The organism is Dendrosporobacter sp. 1207_IL3150, assembly GCF_036763085.1.
Lineage (GTDB): Bacteria > Bacillota > Negativicutes > DSM-1736 > Dendrosporobacteraceae > JBAIYU01.
In genome coordinates, this window is sequence record NZ_JBAIYU010000017.1 from 201,250 (window position 1) to 216,833 (window position 15,584).

Genomic DNA, 15,584 nt, shown 5'->3' on the forward strand with positions numbered 1-15,584 from the left:
TGTCCGGGGAGGCTTATCATGCATGAATTGTTTTATGCTGCGGTAATGGCATTTATCATTGCAATAATTAGCGGACCAATGATAATACCATTGCTGCGGCGTTTGAAGTTTGGTCAAAGTATTAGAGAAGAAGGTCCACAACGTCATTATGCTAAAGCAGGTACCCCAACTATGGGGGGGATAATAATTCTAACTTCATTGATTATACCTGCGATTTATTTTGCTGGACGCAGTTTGGAAGTATGGCTTGCGTTATTTATAACTTTTGGGCATGGTTTACTTGGATTTATTGATGATTTTATCAAAGTAGTATTAAAAAGATCATTAGGGCTAAAGGCTCGTCAAAAACTTTTTGGTCAAATAATAATGGCTTTGGCCTTATGCTATATCGCGATTAACTATATGGACCGTGGTACAGACCTATGGATACCTTTATTAGGCGTTAACGTTGATTTTGGACCGTTATATTATATTTTGATTTTTTTGGTACTGGTTGGAACCACCAATGCTGTAAATTTAACAGACGGGTTGGATGGCTTAGCAGCTGGAACTACTACTGTTGCAGCCCTAGCTTATGCAGTAATATGTATGAACTTTATGAAGCCTGACTTGGCGATATTCTGTGTAGCACTCGCTGGATCAACGTTAGGATTCTTGCGATATAATGCTCATCCGGCAAAAGTATTTATGGGAGATACCGGTTCATTAGCCCTAGGAGGGGCTTTAGCCGCAGTCTCAGTTATGACTAAGACTGAGTTGCTCCTAGTTATTGTCGGTGGAGTGTTTGTTATAGAGGCGCTTTCTGTTATCATCCAAGTAATATCATTTAAATCAACTGGTAAACGTGTCTTCTTGATGAGTCCAATACATCATCATTTTGAGCTTGCTGGTTGGTCTGAAAATAAGGTTGTCACTGTATTTTGGCTTGCCGGTGCAGTATTTAGCGCCATAGCTTTAGTAATATTGGCAGTAAGTCATTCAGGAGGCATGTAAAATGAATTTTAAAGGCTATAAGATATTGGTGTTAGGTGCGGGAATTAGTGGTGTTGCGGTAGCTGAGATACTTCAAAATAATGGTGCAGATGCTACACTAAATGATTCTAAGCCAATAGATAAAATTAAAATTGATTTTTCCCATCTAAAAAACCTTGGTGTTAAACTAATATTTGGAGAACAAAACGAAGACTTATTAAATGGGACTGACTGCATAGTCGTGTCACCAGGGATATCGATTAATTTGCCATTAATAAAGAATGCAAAAGAACTTGGTATTTTAGTAATGAGTGAAATTGAGGTAGCGTACCAGTTGTGTAAAGCGCCAATTATTGCGGTCACTGGTACTAATGGTAAAACTACGACAACTACTTTAGTTGGTGAAATGCTTGAAACTACAGGCAAAGAAGTTGTTGTTGGCGGCAACATAGGAACGGCTTTATCTAAAGAAGTAGAATCAGTAAATTCACAAGGACTTGTAGTCGCGGAAATTTCTAGTTTTCAATTAGAAGGTATAATTGATTTCAAACCAAAAGTTGCAGCAGTATTAAACTTAACGCCGGATCATCTTGACCGTCATTATACTATGCAAAACTATAAATTCACTAAAGAAGCTATCTTTAAAAATCAAACATCCGAAGATTATTTAGTGTTAAACTATGATGACCCCCAAATACGTGATATGTCTGAACGCGCCTCTTCGCAAATAATGTATTTTAGCAGAAATACTATTTTAGATAATGGCGTATATGTAAATAACGGAATAATTACTATTGCATGGAATAATCAAAAATACGAAGTATGTCCAGTAACTGCTTTAAAAATAAAGGGTGGACATAATGTTGAGAATGCATTAGCCGCTTGCGGTGTCGCTTTTTTAGCCGGGGCGCAAATCACTGATCTAGCTAATGTAATTAGTAAATTTAGGGGTGTAGAACATCGCATTGAAATGGTTTCTGCCATTAATGGTGTAGAATATTATAATGACTCTAAGGCAACAAATCCTGAGTCGTCGATTAAGGCGCTTGAAGCTTTCGACGAGGAGATTATTTTGATTGCTGGTGGCCGTGATAAAAATACCAATTTAGATGAATTTATGAATTTAATCAAGAAAAAAGCTGTGCATTTGATTGTATTAGGCGAAGCTAAAGAACGATTTAAAGAGGCTGCTAAAAAGAGTGGAGTATCTAGTATACATAGTGTAGAATCTCTCAACGAAGCTGTTACTCTTGCGCATAGTTTAGCAAAACCAAATCAAGTTGTGATATTATCACCTGCGTGTTCAAGCTATGATATGTTTAGTAACTACGAGGAGCGGGGTAGAGTATTTAAAAATCTAGTCCTTCAATTGAGTTAGGAGGGAATGTTTTGACCACTAGACCTAAGTTGCCCGATTTTATTATCTTTTTTTCAGTCTTAGCTTTACTAGGGATAGGCGTGGTGATGGTTTATAGTGCAAGCGCTGTTTCGGCCTATGTTAATTTTGATGATAGCTACTATTTTCTTAAACGGCAAATTATCTGGGCTACTTTAGGTCTATTAGCCATGGTATTTACAATGAACATAGATTATCATGTTTGGCGTAAATTATCTAAACCTATTATGATCGCTACCCTAGTTTTATTAGTATTGGTATTAGTACCTGGACTGGGTAAAGTTGTAAATGGTGCAAGGCGGTGGTTAGGCTTTGGCTCAATTTATATTCAGCCATCTGAAATCGCAAAACTTAGTATGGTGCTCTTCTCAGCAACAAGCTTAGCTAAGCATCAAGACAAAATTAGCAACTTTGTAAAGGGGGTTGTGCCCCAGTTGTTGATGTTGTTGGTAGTGTTTGGACTCATACTAAAAGAACCTGACTTAGGGACTGCATTATCAATAGGTGGAACGGTGTTTGTTCTTTTATTTATTTCAGGTGCTAAAATCAAGCATTTAGGATCTTTAGGAGCAGTTGGTGTAGTAGGAATTATTGCTGCCGTGCTGTTTGAACCTTATCGTATGAAAAGACTGCTGGCTTTTAGTGACCCTTGGGCAGATCCCTTAGATACTGGTTATCACATTATTCAGTCTCTTTATGCAATAGGTTCTGGCGGTTTGTTTGGGGTTGGGCTTGGGCGAAGTCGGGAAAAATTCCTTTACTTACCAGAGCCTCATACTGACTTTATCTTTGCTATATTGGGCGAGGAACTTGGTTTAATCGGCACCCTTGCTGTAATTTCACTATTTTTCTTATTTGCTTGGAGAGGGCTTAAAATTGCCATGTCTGCTCCAGACATTTTTGGCAGCATTTTGGCAGCAGGACTAACAACTATGATTATGGTTCAAGCCCTTATGAATATTGCAGTAGTGACTGCCTCAATGCCTGTAACTGGAATACCTCTTCCATTCCTGAGTTTCGGTGGTTCAGCTTTGATATTTACTCTGGCAGGTGTTGGTATCTTATTAAATATATCTAGGTACGTCAGTAAAAATAGTTTATAGATAAAGGGGAAACGTAGGAGGCGTCGTTTGAAGATGCGAATAATTGTTTCTGGCGGGGGAACAGGTGGGCACATCTACCCCGCTATTACTTTGATTAAGGCAATTAAAAGTCTAAGGAATTCTTGTGAAATATTATATATTGGCACAAATGAAGGCTTAGAAGCAGATATAATTCCCAAGGAAGGTCTTCCTTTTGCTACTATTGAGGTGCGTGGATTAGCTCGAGAAATTTCACTAAAAAATGTAGCTACTGTACTTAAAACGTTTGGCAGTTTATGGCAGTCCAGAAGGCTGATTAGTCAGTTTAAACCCGATGTTGTTATTGGGACAGGCGGTTACGTTTGTGGTCCAGTACTACTTGCTGCTAGCTTAATGGGAATTCCAACAATGATTCAAGAACAAAATGTTGTACCTGGTATAACTAATCGGATATTAGCTAAATTTGTCGATAAGATTGCTGTGGGCTATGCGGATGCAGCAAAACATTTTAATCGTAGTGCTAAAGTTGTTTTTACTGGCAATCCGATAAGGCCAGAGGTTCTTTCTGCTTTAAGAGAAGAAGGTATGAGTAAACTAGGGTTAGATCCTAAAAAGAAAACAATTTTAATATCTGGCGGAAGTCGGGGCGCACGAAGCATAAACACTGCCATGATTCAAGTTCATAAACATTATGCGGGAAATAAGAATATTCAGCTATTGCATGTTACAGGAAAAAATGAGTATAATGACATAGTTGGAAATTTAATGCAAATTGGTATAGATACTGCCACAGCTGGAAATATTATCATTAAACCGTATCTTTACGATATGCCTAATGCACTAGCTGCAACAGATCTAGCTATTTTTAGGGCAGGCGCTATTGGTTTAGCAGAACTTACCTCTTTAGGTATACCTTCTATACTAATACCCTATCCGTATGCAGCTGAAAACCATCAGGAATTCAATGCTAGAGTTATGGAGCATCAGGGTGCCGCCGTTGTTATAAAGGATAACGAACTAAACGGAGAAAAACTAACCAAAGTCGTCGATGGATTGATTTTTGATAATGAAAGACTTAAAGTTATGGCTAAGGCTAGTAAAAGTTTAGGTCGGCCAGACGCCGCTGAACAAATAGCAAGGATGGCAATACTTCTTAGTAATTCACGCTAATACGGATTGTAACAATCCGTATTATATTTGCATACAATAACAACACATTAAGAGGAATGTTGCGGCGCAAGAAAGGGGAGAAATTTTTTTGCTGAATAATATAAAACATACTCATTTTGTCGGCATTGGTGGTTCCGGCATGAGCGCAATTGCAAAAATATTATTAGAAAAAGGGTACACTGTCTCAGGGTCAGACTTGAATAAATCTGACACTACAAATAAGCTTGAAAAAATGGGTGCAAAAATTTACTTAGGCCATAGTGGAGACAATATTAGTAATATTGATGCTTTAATTGTATCTACAGCTATTCCACAAAACAATCCAGAAGTTATAAAGGCTAAAGAAAAAGGGATAAAAATTCTTCACAGGTCAGATGTTGTGGCTTACCTTATGAACGGGTCTGAAGGTATCGCAGTTGCTGGTGCTCACGGAAAAACTACTACTACATCTATGGTTGCAGTCATGCTAGAAAAGGCCGGTATAGATCCAACTATCATAATTGGTGGAGAATTAGATTATCTTGGAAGCAATGCAAAACTCGGAAATGGAAAATATTTAGTTGCCGAAGCTGACGAAAGTGACGGATCATTTTTGAAGCTTTCTCCTCAGATAGCAATAGTTACAAATATCGAAAATGATCATATGGATTACTATGGAACTATGGAAAATATACTTCAAACGTTTAACGAATTTCTACAAAGACTTCCTAAACGTGATGGATTAGCAGTTCTGTGCTTTGATAATTCTTATGTGCGGGATATTGCCCAGCATTTAGAATGTCCATTTATTTCTTATGCAGTAGATCAAACTGCGGATTACACAGCAAGAAATATAAAAACACAAGGTGCATTGACACTGTTTGATGTTTATAAATATGATGAATTACTTGGCACAATTAAACTAAATGTGCCAGGAAAACATAATATTGCAAATGCCCTTGCGACAATTGCGGTTGGTGAAAAAGTAGGTCTAAGTTTTAGTCAGATAGCTGACGGACTGTCTATTTTTAATGGTGCCAAACGTCGCTTTCAAACTAAAGCAAGAATAAATGGTGTTTGGATAGTTGACGATTATGCCCATCATCCAACCGAAATTACTACAACCTTGCAAGCCGCTCGACAAACTGATCCTAAAAGACTCATTTGCGTATTTCAGCCACATCGTTATTCGAGAACTAAGTTTTTAAGGACAGAATTTGGTGGTGCTTTTACTCCTGCCGACTTACTTGTTTTAACGGATGTCTATGCAGCCGGAGAAGAACAGATACCCGGTATAAATGGGGAGGTAATAAAGGAGGAGGTTGAGTACCAAACGAATAATAAGGTAGTTTATATTCAGGATAAAAATAAAATACCTCGTTATTTAAGTGAAATAGTTGAACCGGGAGATTTGGTTATTACTATGGGGGCAGGCGATATTTACCTTGCCGGAGAAAAACTTGTAGAAAGTCTAGTTGAGCAGTAAAAAATTTCCATGTAAGATATGATGTTTGGGTGATTGTGCTTTTCTTAGGAGGGGAGACGATGGAAAAATTAATCGTCACTGGAGAAGTACAACTAACTGGTAATATTCGGATTAGTGGGGCGAAAAATGCAACGCTGCCAATCATGGCTGCAACTCTACTATGCTCAGGGGTTAGTGTTCTCCATGATGTGCCACACTTGAGTGATATAAAAGCTATGCAGGATATTCTGGAATTGTTAGGTGCTAAGATTACTAGGGACGGATCAGCGGTCATAATTGATACGTCGGGTGTAAGCAAACAGGAGATACCAGAACACCTTATGCGCGAGATGCGTGCATCTGTATTTCTAATGGGACCCTTATTAGGAAAGTTCCGCAAAGTTAGAGTCTCATATCCGGGGGGGTGCGCGATTGGACCGCGCCCAATAGATTTACATATCAAAGCTCTTGAAAAACTTGGTGCAAAGATATGCGAGAGTTTTGGATATATTGAAGCCGAAGCAGGCCAATTAACTGGAGCTGAAATACATTTTGATTTTCCAAGTGTTGGAGCTACAGAGAATGCAATGATGGCTGCCGTTTTAGCTAAAGGTACTAGTGTAATACGGAATGCCGCTAGAGAACCAGAGATTATTGACTTGCAAGATTTTCTTAATAAAATGGGAGCAAAGATCAGAGGCGCTGGCACTGATACAATTCGTATCGATGGTGTTCAAAAACTATATCCTACAGAGCATATCATTATGCCAGACAGAATTCAGGCAGGCACGTTCTTAATTGCTGGTGCAATTACAAGAGGTGATATTGCTGTAGAAAATATTCAGCCTGAATACTTATTTTCGGTTACTAACAAACTGGAAGAACTTGGTGCAACTATTGCAACATCAACTGACAGCATAAGAATTAAAGCCGGGGAGCTTCGGGGTGGAGATATTAAAACTCTGCCGTTTCCGGGCTTTCCTACCGACTTACAAGCGCCAATATTATCTTTATTAACTGTTGCTAAAGGAACTAGTATTGTAACTGAAACTATTTTTGAGAATCGCTTCAAGCATGTGGATGAACTTACACGTATGGGAGCCAGAATAAAAGTAGAAGGTAGGACGGCTATAATTCGTGGTGTGCCAAGAATGACTGGGGCTGTTGTGGCAGCTCCGGACCTCAGAGCTGGTGGGGCTTTAGTATTAGCTGCTCTAGCTGCACAAGGCGTTTCGGAGATAGAACAGGTGTATCATATTGATAGAGGGTATGAGCAATTAGAGCTAAAGTTGCAGAGCCTCGGTGCCCGCATCATCCGCTCAAAATAGGGGGATGTATTTATGAAAAACAAAAAAATAGCAGTATTGATGGGTGGGCCATCTGCTGAGCGCGAAGTGTCGCTGAACACAGGAAGCGCTATTTTAAATGCTTTGTTAGATAAAGGTTATAATGCAATAGGATTGGACTTAGAGCCAAATCGGATTTTCGAGCAATTACTAGCAAATAATATTGAAGTTGTGTTTAATGCTATCCATGGCAAGTATGGTGAGGATGGTGTTCTTCAGGGAGTTTTTGAACTGTTGAATATACCTTATACTGGTTCGGGATTGCTAGCAAGTGCGATGGCTATGGATAAGGCAATATCAAAGCGGATGTTCTTAAGTGCTGATATACCAACTCCAAGATCGAGACTTTATGATAAGGATAAAAGTAAGCAAGATATAACTTTAGAAGTTTCAGCTGAGTTTGGAATTCCCGTTGTTGTTAAATCATCAGCCCAAGGATCGAGTATTGGTGTAACGATTGTGGAAAGCGAAAGCCAACTTCCTGAAGCAATTAATCAAGCTTTTGAATACAGTGATAGTATACTAGTTGAGGAATTTGTAGTAGGTAAAGAAGTTACTGTTGCTGTTTGGGGCGACCAAAACCCGCAGGCATTGCCAATAATTGAGATTGTTCCTTTTTCAGGCAAATATGACTATAAGTCAAAGTATACAAGAGGAGCTACCGAATACATAATACCTGCTAAAATAGATCAGGAAACAGTGAGCAGTGTTAATCAAGCTGCCAATGCGGCATATAAAATTTTAGGATGCAGAGGAATTGCCAGAGTAGATATCATTATAGATAAACAAAATAAACCGTACGTGTTAGAAGTTAATACAATACCTGGTATGACGGCGACAAGTTTGGTACCAAAGTCGGCTGCTGCCGCGGGAATTAGTTTTGCTGACTTATGTGAGCGATTATTATTATCAGCGACAGTTTAATAATATCAGGCAGCATATGGTTATGCTGTCTTTTTTTTTTAGTTTATCTTACGACTAAAGCTGGTGTATAATTACTTCTGTGGGTTGAGAAGGTTGGCAAGGATGGGTGATCCTAATATTGAAGATGGATAGACTAGAGTATAAGCCTCCAGATAAGCAAAAAGATTTAAAGAAAGTGTTTCCCAGTCTAATTTTGATATTAATAATTCTTATTGCCGGGTTTTTGTTTATGAACTCATCAAGTTTTAATATGAAATCTGTTATTGTTCAAGGAAATAAATATATGTCTGAAGAAGAGGTAATTCGCATTGCGGGGCTGCCTGACAATATAAATATTCTAAGATTAAATACCTCTGAAATCAAAACTAGGCTTTCACATGACCTTCGAATAGCTGAAGCGGAAGTTTCAAGACAATTTCCTGGAACAGTAGTTCTCAAAATTGCTGAGAGGAAACCTATAGCTTATGTCGCCAGCAGCTATGGTTTTATGGAGATTGATAAGCAAGGAATTATCCTAGCTGTGTACAAGAATTTAAAGAAAGTTAGTGTACCGATGATCACGGGTGTTAGGCTGGAATCTGGTTATGTTGGGGATCAGGTACAAAACCAAGCTATACAATATATATTAAATTATTTATCAAACCTAGATGAGCAAACAATTAATAACCTATCGGAAATTAACTTCAGCTCATCCGGATCTATGTTTGCATATACTAATAACTCAGTGCAGATTCGGATTGGAACTAACGAAAATTTGGCTGATAAAGCTAATTTAACGAAAGATATATTAAAAGAAATAACAGAAAAGAAACTAATCGTTGATTATATTGACTTGAGTTATTCTTCTCCATTTATTAAATTTAAAAATTAGGAAAGGGGGATGGCAAAATGTTCGCTGTGAGACAGGGACAAGCTGCAATTGCTTTAGTATGCGTTGTTTTAGGAATAATGCTTGCAGTTCAGTTCCGTACCACTCAAGATATTCGTTCAACTGTGCCTTTTCAGAGAATAGAGGATTTGTCACAGAGATTAAGCCAAACTGAAAAAGAACGAGATGCTTTGTTAAAGGAAGTGCACACACTAAGGCAGACCTCTGGCAGTGCAAATGGGCTTGAGTCTGAGCTTATCAAACTAGGTGCTGGAGTAGTTGCGTTGCAGGGGCCAGGCGTTGTTGTTACGATTGATGACAGCAAACGTCCTTCTAAGCCTGGTGACAATCCTAATCTGTATTTAATTCACGATGACGATATTTTGAAAGTAATAAATGAGTTAAGGGCTGCGGGGGCGGAGGCTATATCTATTAACGAACAGCGGCTTATAGCTACTTCCGAAATTAGATGTGCTGGACCGACATTATCGGTTAATAATACCCGATATTCTCCTCCGTATGATATTAGAGCAATTGGCGATCCACAAACCTTGGAAAACTCGCTTAAAATGAGGGGCGGAGTAGTGGAGACACTGCAGTTTTGGGGTATTCAAGTTACAATTAAAACAGCGGAAGATGTATTTATTCCTTCATACAAAGGAACCTTCCGATTTGAATTAGCCAAACCGGTAAAGGAGGTTGGTAAATAGTGGCTTTACCTATTGCCGGTCTGATTGTTGGCGTTATCATAGGACTCATTTTTCCTATTAGTATACCTGTGGAATACGCAAAGTTTATGTCCGTTGCTTTGCTAGCTTCTTTAGATTCAGTATTTGGAGGCTTACGTGCGGGCGCAGAAGAACGCTTTGACAATACAGTTTTTATAACAGGCTTTTTTACCAATGCTTTATTAGCGGCTGGTCTGGTTTATGTTGGTGAACGATTAGGGATTGATTTATATTTTGTTGCCTTATTAGCTTTCGGATTGCGCATATTTCAAAATTTAGCAATTATACGTAGGTATTTTTTAAAAAAATAGTTATATACACAAAAACAACCGTTAAATCTAACGGTTGTTTTTGTGTATATAACTATTAGCGGTGAAGAGCTGATATTACTAGGACTTTAGTACAAATTTACTAAAATACTTATATTTTCTTTGTAACAAAAAAAGGGAATATGCTACTTCTGTTGAAACATATGGAAAGAAACATAATGTTTGTGAGGGACAGGTTATGGGTAAGCCAGGTGTTTTAGCTATCGATATAGGGACATCTTTTATTAAAGTTTTCTCTGGGTCAAGTGATAGCAGTGGAAATGTATTAATTTACGGAAATGGAATCATCTCAACTAAGGGTTTTTCTAAAGGTGTGATAACTAATCAAAACGAAATGATTACTTCTATAAGTCAGGCGGTAGAATGTGCTTTTGCCGCAGATAATATAGTGACAAAACAGGCTTATATTGGCATTAGCGGTATGGGAGTAGAATTTCATGAGGCTATCGGAAGTATAGCTTTAAAAATCGATGAAACTATATCTAATAGTGATATAGATAAAGTTTATCGCGCTGCCGTACTTGCTTTAATACCAGATGAACTTGAGGTCCTTCATGTTTTGCCGAAAACCTTTAAAGTGGATGGTATTGCTTCACCTTCCCCTATAGGGAGTAAAGGTAAACATTTGGAGGCTGAAGTACAGATAATAACAATACCCAAAGCTATTCTTACTGAATTAGTACGAGGAGTTGAATCAGCTGGGGTTAATGTTTCTGGTGTTATCTCAAATACTTATGCTTTAGGAGAATCTATTGGGGATATTTCTCCGCCAAAACCATGTGTAGTTTTTGATATTGGGGCGGGGCACACTGATGTTATTCTAGCAAATAACGGGCAGATTCACGCTGCTTACTCATTACCGCTCGGTGGAGATTATATAACATGGGACCTAATGCATGGACTTGATATAAATAATGAACATGCGGAAGCAATTAAACGCTATTATAGTAAATTAGACAAAGAACTGTTTGGTAATGAGGTTATTTTAGATTGTAATGATTTTGGAACAACTGATAAAAATATTCCATATGATTTTTTGAATAAGATTATCGAGAGCAGAGTGGACGAAATAGTTAATTTAATCTGTGAGTACATCAAACCCAAAATAACTGGATTTGATTGCGAAGAGATTTATATTACTGGTGGCTGTTCTGCTATGAATAGTTTTGCTGAGCGTCTTGAAGTTAATTTCGGAATACCTGTGAAAAGGTTTGTACCTGCCGGAATGCCTCAAGAATATTCAAACCCGGTTAATACTGCGTGTTACGGTATTACACGCTATGCAGTAAGGAATATACCCGTTTATGAAGATGATTCGAATTCTTGGAGTTCTATTATAAAAAAAGTTAGGAAATTTTTAAAAAACTAATACGCTGCAGTAATATTTAAGGAGGACATTTAAAATGCTTGAGTTTGATATGGATTTTAATCAATTTGCGAATATTAAAGTAATAGGTGTTGGAGGCGGCGGTAATAACGCAGTAAATAGAATGATTAGTGCTGGATTGCAAGGTGTTGAATTTCTTTCTGTTAATACTGATGCACAAGCACTAATTCACGCTCTTGCCCCTCATCGCATTCAAATAGGTGAAAAACTTACTAAAGGGTTAGGTGCTGGAGCCAATCCAGAAGTAGGTGAGAAGGCTGCCCAGGAAAGTAAAGAAGAGATTATTAAAGCGCTTAGAGGTGCTGATTTGGTTTTCGTAACTGCTGGTATGGGTGGCGGAACAGGAACAGGGGCTGCTCCTGTTGTGGCCGAATGTGCTAGAGAGGTAGGCGCATTAACTGTTGGTGTTGTTACTAAACCCTTCTCTTTTGAGGGTCGTAGACGCCAAAGCCAAGCAGAAAGAGGAACTGCTAAACTAAAAGAAAAAGTTGATACTTTGATTACTATACCTAATGACCGTTTAATGCAAGTTGTGGATAAACGGACTTCCATAATGGATGCTTTTCGAATTGCTGATGATGTTCTACGTCAAGGCGTTCAAGGGATATCGGATTTAATTGCTGTCCCTGGTTTAATCAATCTGGATTTCGCCGATGTTAAAACAATAATGACCGAAACTGGATCGGCTTTGATGGGCATTGGGATCGGTACTGGGGATAATCGTGCAGTTGCAGCGGCAGAAGCAGCGATAAAAAGTCCACTCCTGGAAACCTCTATTGAGGGTGCAAGAGGTGTACTGCTTAATATTACTGGTGGCAGCAGTTTAGGTTTATTCGAAGTAAATGAGGCAGCTGAAATTATTGCTAATGCTGCAGATCCTGAAGCAAATATTATTTTTGGTGCAGTTATAGATGAAAAATTCCAGGACGAGGTCAGAGTAACCGTTATAGCGACTGGCTTTGATGCAAAACCAGCAAAACAGATATCCGGCAAGGTGGATTCACCAGCCATTGAAACCTTTAAAATGCGCGATTTAGATATTCCTGCATGGATGAGACGCTAGTCTAGTATATAAAATTGACAAAAAAAGAATGCTGTCCAGCTTTATGCTAGACAGCATTCTTTTTTTGTCTTTTGTTAAGAATTAATTAGTTGTTATATCCAAAATTTTACAAAATACTAATACCTATTTTGATATAATTGGAATTAATCATAATGTGAAGCCATATAGTATTATGAATAGCATGTTTGAATGGAAGGTTATTCCAATGAGTGTATATGTTGATGTTCTACTTGTAATTAACGTTTTCATGAATTGTATTATATTATGGCTTACTGCAGTAGGAATGGCAATTAGCTATAAATTCTGGCGAATTTTAGCAGCTTCAGCTATCGGCGCTATGCAGGTTTTAACAGGATTCTGGACACAATTGGCATTTCTTCATACAGCACCTTTTAAAATTTTGATCTCTTTTCTATTAGTTCTAGTAGCTTTTGGTTTTAAGTCAATACGCAGTCTGTTAATGCTTGTTGGTGTTTTCTACGTTATATCCTTTTTCTTAGGTGGAGCCGTAATTGGCTGGTTTTATTTTTGGCAAAATAGCAGCTATTTCCAAACAACATACTTAACATTAAGCAGTATCAGTCTGCAAAATTTACTTGGAGGTACATTCATAGGAATCATATTAATTACTTTAGTAATCAGAAGAATAATCGGCAGGCTATCCAGGAAGCGCAGCTTGTATCAAATAAATGTGGGCTATGAAGGACGTCATGTTGAGTTAACTTCTATGTTGGATACTGGAAATGGTTTGTATACGTTGATAGGGCGTAAGCCCGTAATTGTGATAGAACGATCTAAAATTGAAATGGTTTTGAGTGAGGAGGTTATAAAATACTTTAATAATACTGAGAGTACTTTATGGTTGGCGGAGTTAGAAAACTGCAAGGATAATGATTGGCTTAGCCGAGTGCAGGTCATCCCATATACTGCAGTTGGCAGCAGCAGTATGTTACTTGCGTTTCGCCCTGACAATATCAAAGTAATTACGAGAGAGGGTTTAATAACTAAAAATGATGTAGTGATTGCAATATATAACGGTAAACTCTCTAGTGATGGGACTTATAACGCTTTATTGCATCCAGCATTATTTAATAATGAGGAGGTAAGTATATGCGCATAAACTGGGCAATAGTTAAATTATTCTTTAGACTAAAGTTAATCGCGATATTACAATTCTTAAGATTACAGAAACCTGACGAAGTATTCTATGTGGGAAGTACCGAAATTTTGCCGCCTCCTTTAAGTAATGATGAGGAAATATATTTATTAAATTGTCTCCAAAAAGGTGATAAAGCTGTCAAGACTGTTTTTATTGAAAGAAATCTACGCCTTGTTGTTTATATTGCACGTAAATTTGAAAATACAGGAGTAGGAATTGAAGATTTAGTCAGTATTGGCACCATCGGTTTAATCAAGGCAGTTAATACGTTTGATCCAATAAAAAAAATCAAACTCGCCACATATGCGTCAAGATGCATTGAGAATGAGATTTTGATGTATTTAAGGCGTAATAGTAAGACTCGTGCAGAAGTTTCTTTTGATGAACCTTTAAACATTGATTGGGATGGCAATGAGTTATTGTTATCAGACGTGCTAGGAACGGACAATGATATAATTTATAAATCTGTTGAAGAAGAAGTAGATAAAACACTGTTATATACTGCTATGAATAAGTTATCTGGTAGAGAACGCAGAATAATGGAATTGCGCTTTGGCTTAAATGATGAAGGGGTAGAGAGAACACAAAAAGAAGTTGCTGACATGTTGGGAATATCTCAATCCTATATATCACGTCTAGAAAAAAGAATAATCAAACGGTTACGTAAAGAGATAAGCCGTATGGAGTGAATTCACGAGAGTTGATATGTATTGTAACATACATATATTATAAATTGTAAAGCCACTAATTAAGCTTAATTAAGCTGGATTAGTGGCTTTTTTATTTTGTGTAAATGCAATTTTTTCTAAAAATTAAAGAAAATCCAGCAGAGTTATACTGACTATTATTATATAACCAGTGAATAAAACTTATCAGGCATGGCAATAATTCTCTTGTAGCGTTTTAATCATGGAAACTTATGGGAGGTTATATTAATGATTATAAATAAAGTTGAAATTTGTGGTGTAAATACGGCAAAACTCCCGGTGCTTTCCTCTAGTAAGATGCGTGAATTATTCGAAGTGCTGCAAGGTGGAGAACTTACTGCGCGTGAACAGTTGATTTATGGAAATCTTAGATTGGTGCTTAGCGTAATTCAGAGATTCAATAATCGCGGTGAGTATGTGGATGATTTATTTCAGGTTGGCTGCATTGGCCTAATGAAAGCAATTGATAATTTTGATTTATCTCAAAACGTTAAGTTTTCAACATATGCCGTTCCGATGATAATAGGTGAAATACGTCGCTATTTACGCGATAATAATCCGATTAGAGTAAGCCGTTCGATGCGTGATATTGCATATAAAGCATTACAGGTGCGAGATTCTCTAGTTAGTAAATATTCGCGTGAACCTTCTATTAATGAAATTGCCGACGAGTTGAAAATACAGCGAGAAGAGATAATATTTGCGCTTGATGCTATTCAGGAACCAATATCGCTATTTGAACCGATCTATCATGATGGTGGTGATCCTATATTTGTAATGGATCAAATAAGTGATGATAAAAATCTAGATATGAACTGGCTGGAAGGAGTAGCAATCAAAGAAGCGCTCCGTAGGTTAAGTGATCGGGAGAAGCATATACTCACACTTAGGTTCTTTGAAGGAAAAACTCAAATGGAAGTCGCTGAAGAAATAGGAATATCCCAAGCCCAGGTATCAAGATTAGAAAAGGCTGCTCTCAGTCATATGAGAAAGCATATATAAATAGGGG

The 15,584-nt window shown here is 37.7% G+C and carries 15 protein-coding genes; all 15 read left to right on the top strand.

Annotated features, from left to right (window positions below; translation table 11 throughout):
* The first annotated feature begins 18 nt into the window (after positions 1 to 18).
* The gene (gene mraY, locus V6C17_RS10085; RefSeq protein WP_333522441.1) at positions 19 to 993 is read left to right on the top strand and encodes a phospho-N-acetylmuramoyl-pentapeptide-transferase; all 975 of its coding nucleotides are present in this window, start codon (positions 19 to 21) and stop codon (positions 991 to 993) included.
* A 1-nt stretch (position 994) separates the two neighbouring features.
* Entirely contained in the window at positions 995 to 2,350 is a 1,356-nt protein-coding gene (gene murD / locus V6C17_RS10090; RefSeq protein ID WP_333522442.1) for a UDP-N-acetylmuramoyl-L-alanine--D-glutamate ligase, read from the top strand.
* An 11-nt stretch (positions 2,351 to 2,361) separates the two neighbouring features.
* Entirely contained in the window at positions 2,362 to 3,471 is a 1,110-nt protein-coding gene (spoVE, locus tag V6C17_RS10095; RefSeq protein WP_333522443.1) for a stage V sporulation protein E, read from the top strand.
* Between the two features lie 33 nt (positions 3,472 to 3,504).
* Complete coding sequence (murG, locus tag V6C17_RS10100; RefSeq protein WP_333522577.1) at positions 3,505 to 4,620, top strand: undecaprenyldiphospho-muramoylpentapeptide beta-N-acetylglucosaminyltransferase; 1,116 nt, start codon at positions 3,505 to 3,507, stop codon at positions 4,618 to 4,620.
* A gap of 88 nt (positions 4,621 to 4,708) precedes the next feature.
* Entirely contained in the window at positions 4,709 to 6,085 is a 1,377-nt protein-coding gene (murC, locus tag V6C17_RS10105; RefSeq protein ID WP_333522444.1) for a UDP-N-acetylmuramate--L-alanine ligase, read from the top strand.
* Between the two features lie 59 nt (positions 6,086 to 6,144).
* The gene (gene murA, locus V6C17_RS10110; protein WP_333522445.1) at positions 6,145 to 7,392 is read left to right on the top strand and encodes a UDP-N-acetylglucosamine 1-carboxyvinyltransferase; all 1,248 of its coding nucleotides are present in this window, start codon (positions 6,145 to 6,147) and stop codon (positions 7,390 to 7,392) included.
* Between the two features lie 12 nt (positions 7,393 to 7,404).
* Positions 7,405 to 8,334: a D-alanine--D-alanine ligase gene (locus V6C17_RS10115; RefSeq protein ID WP_333522446.1), complete on the top strand. Its 930-nt coding sequence runs from the start codon at positions 7,405 to 7,407 to the stop codon at positions 8,332 to 8,334.
* Between the two features lie 124 nt (positions 8,335 to 8,458).
* Positions 8,459 to 9,205 carry a cell division protein FtsQ/DivIB gene (locus V6C17_RS10120; protein WP_333522578.1) on the top strand — a complete coding sequence of 249 codons (747 nt, stop codon included), beginning with the start codon at positions 8,459 to 8,461 and terminating at the stop codon, positions 9,203 to 9,205.
* A gap of 17 nt (positions 9,206 to 9,222) precedes the next feature.
* Positions 9,223 to 9,912 carry a DUF881 domain-containing protein gene (locus tag V6C17_RS10125; protein WP_333522447.1) on the top strand — a complete coding sequence of 230 codons (690 nt, stop codon included), beginning with the start codon at positions 9,223 to 9,225 and terminating at the stop codon, positions 9,910 to 9,912.
* The gene (locus V6C17_RS10130) at positions 9,912 to 10,241 is read left to right on the top strand and encodes a small basic family protein (protein WP_333522448.1); all 330 of its coding nucleotides are present in this window, start codon (positions 9,912 to 9,914) and stop codon (positions 10,239 to 10,241) included. The genes V6C17_RS10125 and V6C17_RS10130 overlap by 1 nt, the downstream gene beginning before the upstream one ends.
* Positions 10,242 to 10,437: 196 nt before the next feature.
* Positions 10,438 to 11,628 (top strand): cell division protein FtsA, encoded by a 1,191-nt coding sequence (gene ftsA / locus V6C17_RS10135; protein WP_333522449.1) that lies wholly within the window; start codon positions 10,438 to 10,440, stop codon positions 11,626 to 11,628.
* A 34-nt stretch (positions 11,629 to 11,662) separates the two neighbouring features.
* Positions 11,663 to 12,709, top strand: coding sequence for a cell division protein FtsZ (gene ftsZ, locus V6C17_RS10140; RefSeq protein WP_333522450.1), 1,047 nt, complete (start codon positions 11,663 to 11,665; stop codon positions 12,707 to 12,709).
* 205 nt (positions 12,710 to 12,914) lie between these two features.
* Positions 12,915 to 13,829, top strand: a complete 915-nt coding sequence (gene spoIIGA, locus V6C17_RS10145) for a sigma-E processing peptidase SpoIIGA (RefSeq protein WP_333522451.1) — start codon at positions 12,915 to 12,917, stop codon at positions 13,827 to 13,829.
* Positions 13,820 to 14,557, top strand: coding sequence for an RNA polymerase sporulation sigma factor SigE (sigE, locus tag V6C17_RS10150; protein ID WP_333522452.1), 738 nt, complete (start codon positions 13,820 to 13,822; stop codon positions 14,555 to 14,557). Before spoIIGA ends, sigE begins: the two co-directional genes overlap by 10 nt.
* Positions 14,558 to 14,803: 246 nt before the next feature.
* Positions 14,804 to 15,577, top strand: a complete 774-nt coding sequence (gene sigG, locus V6C17_RS10155; protein ID WP_333522453.1) for an RNA polymerase sporulation sigma factor SigG — start codon at positions 14,804 to 14,806, stop codon at positions 15,575 to 15,577.
* Positions 15,578 to 15,584 lie beyond the last annotated feature (7 nt).